This window comes from Sutterella wadsworthensis, assembly GCF_003315195.1.
Classification (GTDB): Bacteria; Pseudomonadota; Gammaproteobacteria; order Burkholderiales; family Burkholderiaceae_F; genus Sutterella; species Sutterella wadsworthensis.
The window spans coordinates 23,165-30,344 of the sequence record NZ_QNRV01000030.1 but is presented as its reverse complement, the minus strand read 5'-3'; the positions used below and the strand labels follow the sequence as shown (position 1 = coordinate 30,344).

Below are 7,180 nucleotides of genomic sequence, written 5' to 3'. Positions count from 1 at the left end.
ACTGATTTCACACAACGACGGATATGGGTACGCGTGGCTCGGCCACGCACCTCATTCCTCCCCTGCCTGAAGGCAGGGGTCTCCTGAGGTATTTTGATGAAGGAAGACCGTCCCATACTTGCTTACGCAGCCCGCATGCATGAAGAGGGCCGCCGTTTTCTGCTCACTGAGATGAAAAAGGCCGGCCTGGACGAATTGACGACGAGCTGCGGAGACATCTTCCAGGTGCTCTTTCAGCAGGAAGGTTTGAGTCTCACGGCGGTTGCGCAGAAGATTCGCCGTACGAAGTCGACGACCTGCGTCATGCTCGATCGACTTGCCAAGCAGGGCTACGTCGATCGGCTCCCCAGTGAATCCGACGGCCGAGCGAGCATCATCATGCTCACCGAAAAAGGCCGTGCGCTTAAACCCATCATGGCCGATATTTCAATCCGCATGAACGAACGCATTTTGGGGTCGCTCACAGAGGATGAGGCTGATCAGCTTGAGGTACTGCTCGCCAAAGCTGTCCGGACTTACGGCCCGGCTGCGGATGAAACCGGAAAGGAAGGCGGCGGCTGTACCTGCAGCCGAGTCCTTAAGGGCTGATGGGCTGACTGCGTCCATGGGCGGCATACATTCGGCTTGAGCATGTCTGTCGGCCAAACGTACAAACAGCACTAAAAAGCGGCCTCCAGCCTAGAGCCGGTGGCCGCATTCCATTCAAACGCGCGGAGCTCTGCGGTTAGTTTCCGAGCGCCAGCGTAAAGGTGCCGGCCGGATCCAAATCCGGAAGATAGTGCTTATAGTCGGCGACGATGCCGGCTTCCGGATCCATGTCGGCAAAGCCTTCCGGCCAGCAGACTTTGGCGATAAAAGCGCTCATGTGCCAGTCAATAATGGAGCGCAGACTCCCGTGATCGACGGCGTAGAAGCGCCGGTTTTTCACGGCCGGGAGATTTTGCCAGAGCGAGCGGTGCATAAAGGCTTCGAGACATTTTTCCGCGGTCTTGCGCTCGACCGTGAAGCCCATCTGCATCTGGTCGCTCGCGCCGCCCGACCACCTCGAGCCGCCGATGATAATGATCTCCGGGTTCTGTGAGATGACGTACTCACGCGTAGCAGCGCTGTAGGGCTCGCGGTTGTTGGCTGAAATGCTGTCGGCGCCCGCGCGGGCGAGCATGGCGCCCCAAAGGATGGTGGAGTTGTAGGTGTTGCCGTAGTTGCCGACGCCTTTGCTGCCGAGTTCCATATAAACCTTGGGCGCCTTCTTGCCGGCAGAGGCTCGGGCAACGCGTGCGTCAACGTCCTTGAGGCCGTCAATGGCTTTGCGGCAGAGTTCCTCGGCGACGGTGTCCCGACCGAGCATGCGGCCGATGATGCGGGTGCTCAGCACATGGTTCTCGAGCTTCATGGCGTGGTAGTCGGTGACGATCACACGGATGCCGGCGCGCTCAAACACTTCAATACGCTGGGTGTTGGCTGCGAACTGAGTACGGTTGATGATCATCGCATCGGGTTTCAAAGCAATGATCTTTTCAGAATTGAGGATGTCGTCGTGGAATCCGCCGATGGAAGGAATGGACTTCAGTTCCGGGTAGGCCGTGGTAAAGACCTGATATTCGCCCATGCGGGTGGATTCCCAATGATCCTGCGTCATGCCGACAACGCGTTTGAGGGCGTCTCGGCCGCCGACGAGCATGAAGTTCTGAATGTAGTTGGCAACAATGATCCGCTGCGGCTCCTGAGTGAGGATGACGGTGCGTCCTGCGAGATCTTTGAAGGTAACGGGCCAGCTGCCCGCCGGCGGCAGGGCGGCTTGACCTAATGCCGCTTCGCCGGCGGCGGCTTCAGCGGCAAAACTGGCAAAAGGCAGCATCGCCAAGGATGCGGCAGCTGCGGAAAGAAGAAGCGTGCGGCGAGTAAGCATGAGGCACTCCGAAAGCGCAAAGGTTGATGAAGACTGAATGGCTGATGGTGTTTCAGGGCATTCAAGTCGCAGCTGTGACATTCGAGAAGGCGGCAGCCGCGGGTTTTGTCGCTGCTGCGACGAAATCGGTGACGATGCGGATGCTTTTTCCCGACAGAGGATCCGAGACTTCAGAGAGGCTCGGTTCAATCACCTGTGTTTCGGTGAATCCCAGATCGATGAGCGCCTGCAAATCCCATTGCGGACGAAGTTCCTGTGTAAGCGGCAGCGTCTGGGCAATGGCGTCAATCGCCGAAGTATCGACGTTGAGCATGTACTGCGGCTGGTGACCGAAGGGCGCGGGCATGTTGTCGTGATGGTGTTTAAAGAGCGGATCCACAAGATGGCGGTAATGATTGCCGTCCTCATATAGGAGACGGCCACCGGGTTTAAGTACGCGCATCCATTCCTTGAGCGCCCTTTCCGGATGAGGCAGATTCCACAGCACATTGCGGGAGATGACGGCGTCGAAGGTTTCGTCGGCAAAAGAGAGCGCTGCGGCGTCGCATTGACAAAACGTCACATCAGCCCCGCTCGTCTTCGCATTCTCATGAGCGTGCCGGAGCATTTCAGGGCTGGAGTCGCAGCCATAAGCTTTCCAGCCGCATCGGGCAGCGGTAATGGCCAGAAGCGCCGGTCCGCAGCCAACGTCGAGCACCGAACCGCCGGGCGGAACGCCGCGCAGATTGCTGAGCAGCCGTTCTCGCCAATGCGCTCCGCGGGGACCGTTGAGTTCGTCAGCGGTGCGCAGGCTGTAGCCTTCGGCACGAGTGTTCCAGTAGCCGGAAACTTTGTCGCCCAGAGCGGCTGAGGTTTTGACGGATGCGGTTTCACAGATGGGGGTGGTCGTCATCATGGCGAATGCGGTGGTCGTGTTGATCGGAACTGCTCGAATGCGTGCAGGCAGGGTCATGCGCGTGCGGATGGGACCCGTGGCCGTGTGTGCCGTCGTCAACGTCAAGCGGCGTCATGGGGATCACGGTGAGAAGCCCCTCTTGAGAGCGTTCAACCGCGGCTTCCACGCGATAAACGACCGCCAGCTCTTCGGGCGTGAGTACCTCAGCCGGAGCGGCAAATCGGCGAATGGTGCCGTCGCCCAGCATGAGGAGCTTGTCGGAGAATCGAGCCGCGAGCATCAAGTCGTGAACAATGGCAAGGACGGCTGCGCCGGTTGTTTTGGCGTAGCTGCGGGCGGCCTGCATGACGATCAGCTGATGTCTCAGGTCGAGCGCAGAAGTGGGTTCATCGAGCAGCAGCACGCGGGGACGGGAAACAAAGGCCTGCGCCATGAAGACGAGCTGCTTTTGACCGCCCGAAAGCGAGGCCACGGGACGGTCGGCAAGGTGACTGATCTGCATGGCGTGAAGCGTCTGATCGACCCGCTCGAAAATGTCGGGTGTCACTCGCCAGGAAAGCCGGCGGCCGAGGCCGAGCATGACCATTTCGAAGACTGTCAGGCGGCTCTGGACCTGAGTGAGCTGCGGCAGGTAAGCAATTGCGGACCGAGGGAGTGCTTTCCCGTTTTCGCAGAGCGTTACGCGTCCGGAAGAAGCAATGAGGTTTGAGACGGCTTTGAAGAGCGTGGTTTTTCCGGCGGCATTTTGCCCGAGCAGACAAATGAATTCACCCGCATGAACGGTGAAGCTGATGTCGCGGAGCACTGTGCGGCGGCCGAAGCCGACATTCAGGTTTTCTACGCGAAGTTCAAGGTCGCTCATCAGTAGTCCCTCCGATTCTTAAGGAGCAGAACGAAGAGGAAAGGCACGCCGACAATCGACGTGATGATGCCTACTGGAAGCATGGCACCCGTTGAGATGAATTTGGAAAGGAGCGAAGAAAGCAGAAGAATCGCTCCGCCGAAAAGCATGCTCGCGGGCATGAGGAAGCGCTGATCATCCCCTAAAAGCAGTTTGGCGCAGTGGGGCGCGACGAGCCCCACAAAGGCAATCGTGCCGATGAAGCTCACCGACGCAGCGATCAGCACGGATGCCGTTGAAAAAACGAGAAGCCGCAGGCGGCTGACTTGAATGCCGAGGCTTTTGGCACGTTCTTCGCCGATAGAAAGCGTTGTGAGCGCCCAGACTTTCGGCGCGAGAAGGAGGGTGCCGAAAAGAACTGCGCCCAAGGCGCACGCCGCCGAAAGCCAGCCAGCACGCTCAAGATTGCCGAAGGTCCACCCGGAAATCAGCTGCGCCACTTCGGGGCTCGCGACATAGACGAGAAATTGGTGCAGGGCCATGAAGAAGAAATTCATCACAATGCCCGCGAGAATGAGCGTTGTGGGCGTCATGCCGCGCAGCCGTCCCAGCGCAAGAATCAGCGCGCAGATCAAGAGCGACGCCAGAAAGGAGGCGGTCATGGTGCCGAGCCACAGTTCTCCCCCTACCGTAAAACCTGCGGTGATCGCGAGCGCTGCGCCAAAGCTCGCTCCCGAGGTGATACCGAGGGTAGAAGGGCTCGCAAGTGCATTGGCCGTAATTGTTTGAATCTGCAGTCCGGCCAGCGCTAGCGCAGCGCCGACGAAGAGCGCCGTCAGGGTCATCGGCAGGCGAAGCGACCACAAAATGAGCGCTTCCGGGGACTGACCCGACGGTCCGGCCCAAAGTGCATTGAGCACTGCGCTCAGAGGCATGCCCGAAGAACCGGCCGTCAGATCAGCGGCAAAGAGCAGCGCCGTCAATGCGGTGAGCCCAAAGATAAGCGCCAGTCGGTGCTTCATCGCTTGTCGGTAATGGACGTGGCAGCTCATGGAGAGTCGTACGGAATCGGTTTGGAAGTGCGGCGCTGCGCCTTGCGGAGCACACCTGTTATGACAAAACAAAAAAGCATCATACTCTTTGCGGCTGTAAATGCATTAACCTTTTAGACCTAGTTACAGAGGCTGGGCCGGCCATTGGGCTGCGTGAGCAAAGTCCGAGCTTATCGCTCGATATGTTTGCAGAGGGTGGCAAACGCTGCCATTCAGTTTGTTGCGTAAAACTGCCCGATAGTGCGCCAATGTGCGCTCGAGCAGACGGTCTGAGCCGGACAGAATGTTTTTCGGCTGAAACGAGACGATGAATTTCACTCAACTGGCATTGGTATTTCTCGGCGGCGGCATCGGCGCATCCATGCGGTGGCTGCTCTCTGCATCTGCTGTGCGGTTCCTCGGCACAGCCTTTCCGGCCGGCACTTTCGCCGTCAACCTCATCGGCTGCTTTCTAATGGGTTTGGTGGTCGAGTATTGGAGCTGCCGACTGGGATTATCGGAAAACCTGCGGCTCTTTCTCACAACAGGACTGCTCGGCGGCTTCACGACGTTTTCGTCTTTTGCGCTTGAAGCGGTGCTTCTCGGTGAGCGCGGCGCCTTGGCGCTTTCCGTGTTTTATGCGCTGGGCTCCTTGGTCTTGGGGCTTGGCGCCGTCGTGGGCGGCATCGCATTAGCCCGTGCTATTGCGGGCTGAATCGGCTCTCTGAACTCTAAAAAAAACGCGTGCAGGCATCTGATGAAAATGCCCGCACGCAGTTTTTCTCAATAGCGGATGCCTGCGAAAAGCAGCGCTCTTCGCAGGCAAAGGCTTCTTGATTTATTTCAGTTCGGCTTGGTAGAAGTTGTACCCGCCGTCAGGCTGAATGTAGAAACCCGTCAGGTTCTTCGCACTGGCGGCAATATTCTTTTCCGTCACCAGCGGGATCCACGGCATGTCGGCCCAGAGCTGCTCCTGCATTTCCTTATAGATCGCAGCCTTCTTGGTGCGGTCCGTGGTTGCCAGGCCTTCCTGAATCAGACGGTCGACCTTTTCGCTCTTGTAGTAGGCTTCATTGGAGCCCACCGGCGGCATATTTTCGGAGGCGAGGAGCGGACGAATGGCGTAGTCGAGTTCACCCGTGGAGCTCGACCAGCCGATGTAGTAAAGGTCGTGCTGGCTCTTATCGGGCGTCGGCACAGACTCTACGAGCGCGGTGCGCTGACCGGCCTCAAGTGCGCGGATGTTGGACTTGACGCCGACCTGAGCGAGCTGCTGCTGCAGGAACTGAATAACCTTCTGGGCGGTCGTGTGGTTGTAGCCCGACCAGAGATTGATCGTAAGACCGCTGCCGTAGCCGGCTTCCTTCAGGAGTTCGCGGGCCTTCTTCGGATCATAGGGCCAGGGACCGAGTTTCTCGGCGAAATCAATGGCGGCCGGAGCGTAGCCCGTGGCCGGATCAGCGTAGCCCGCAAAAGCGACTTTGCAGAGCGCTTCCTTATTGATGGCATAGTTGAAGGCTTCGCGGACGCGCTTGTCCTGGAAGGGCTTCTTCGACATGTTCATTTCAACATAGCGAAGAATGATGGAGGGGGTAATGTCGAGGCGAACCTGATCCTTCCCCTGAACCTGCTTGACTTGTTCGGCGGGCAGCGGGAAAGCAAACTGTGCTTCGCCCGTCAGAAGCATCGCAACGCGGGTGCTGTTCTCAACGACCGGCTTCCAGTTAATGGCATCGAGTTTCGGGAACCCTGCCTGCCAGTAGTTTGGGTTCTTCACGACGCGCATGCCTTCGCTCGGATTGTATTTGTCGAGCGTGTAGGGACCGGTGCCGCAGGGTTCGAAAGCGATCTGCTTATTGGTCTTATTAGCAAGCGTCGACGGGCAGATCATGACGCCGGCCGGGTGCGCGAGCTGATTGATGAAGCTCGAGAAGGGCTTCTTGAGCGTGAAGCGCACCGTGTAGGGATCGACCACTTCAGTCTTTTCGATGTTTTGGTAAAGCATGTAGCGCTTCAGACCGTTGGCCTTGTTGGTCACGCGGTCAAAGTTGGCTTTCACAGCGTCAGCCTGGAATTCTGAACCGTCATGGAACTTCACGCCCTTGCGCAGCGTCACCGTATAGACGAGGCCGTCGTCGCTCACTTTGTAGTCCGTGGCGAGTGCATCGATCACCTTCATGTCTTTGTCGAACGTGAAGAGACCTTCATAGAAGGATTTCGAAGCGGTCTGCGACAGCGTATCCGAAGCGTCGTACGGATCAAGCGTCGTGAACGTGCTGGCAATGGCCACCGTAATTTCTTTCGGCGCGGCCTGCGCGGCGCCGGCGGCGACAAGACTTGTGAGCGCGAGCGCGGCGGCTGCATGCTTCAAATTCATTTTGTTCCTCCAAAACAGGTGAGGCGCGGGCTGCCCTAATAATCGACCCGCAAAAGCGTTTCTAGACTAACCCGCTCAAACGATTCGGCATCACAGAATCTCAGCTGCAGACTGCAGAATTTCAGCC

The 7,180-nt window shown here is 58.2% G+C and carries 7 protein-coding genes; 2 read left to right on the top strand and 5 right to left on the bottom strand.

From position 1 onward, the window contains the following. The first annotated feature begins 96 nt into the window (after positions 1–96). Positions 97–588: a MarR family winged helix-turn-helix transcriptional regulator gene (locus tag DES29_RS10345; protein WP_021996011.1), complete on the top strand. Its 492-nt coding sequence runs from the start codon at positions 97–99 to the stop codon at positions 586–588. Positions 589–724: 136 nt separating this feature from the next. Here the strand turns inward: DES29_RS10345 and DES29_RS10340 are convergent, their stop codons facing one another. The 4 genes from DES29_RS10340 to DES29_RS10325 form a co-directional block, all read right to left on the bottom strand. Continuing rightward, complete coding sequence (locus tag DES29_RS10340; RefSeq protein WP_021996010.1) at positions 725–1,909, bottom strand: ABC transporter substrate-binding protein; 1,185 nt, start codon at positions 1,907–1,909, stop codon at positions 725–727. Positions 1,910–1,970: 61 nt separating this feature from the next. Continuing rightward, complete coding sequence (locus tag DES29_RS10335; protein ID WP_236578922.1) at positions 1,971–2,861, bottom strand: class I SAM-dependent methyltransferase; 891 nt, start codon at positions 2,859–2,861, stop codon at positions 1,971–1,973. Beyond that, positions 2,779–3,666, bottom strand: a complete 888-nt coding sequence (locus DES29_RS10330; RefSeq protein ID WP_016474549.1) for an ABC transporter ATP-binding protein — start codon at positions 3,664–3,666, stop codon at positions 2,779–2,781. Before DES29_RS10330 ends, DES29_RS10335 begins: the two co-directional genes overlap by 83 nt. Further along, the gene (locus tag DES29_RS10325) at positions 3,666–4,667 is read right to left on the bottom strand and encodes a FecCD family ABC transporter permease (protein WP_236578923.1); all 1,002 of its coding nucleotides are present in this window, start codon (positions 4,665–4,667) and stop codon (positions 3,666–3,668) included. The genes DES29_RS10330 and DES29_RS10325 overlap by 1 nt, the downstream gene beginning before the upstream one ends. Before the next feature lie 337 nt (positions 4,668–5,004). Between DES29_RS10325 and crcB the strand changes: the two genes are divergently transcribed. Further along, the gene (crcB, locus tag DES29_RS10320; RefSeq protein WP_021996008.1) at positions 5,005–5,391 is read left to right on the top strand and encodes a fluoride efflux transporter CrcB; all 387 of its coding nucleotides are present in this window, start codon (positions 5,005–5,007) and stop codon (positions 5,389–5,391) included. A 123-nt stretch (positions 5,392–5,514) separates the two neighbouring features. Here crcB and gsiB read toward each other — a convergent pair whose 3' ends face one another. Next, positions 5,515–7,053: a glutathione ABC transporter substrate-binding protein GsiB gene (gsiB, locus tag DES29_RS10315; RefSeq protein WP_046446345.1), complete on the bottom strand. Its 1,539-nt coding sequence runs from the start codon at positions 7,051–7,053 to the stop codon at positions 5,515–5,517. Between the last annotated feature and the right edge of the window lie 127 nt (positions 7,054–7,180).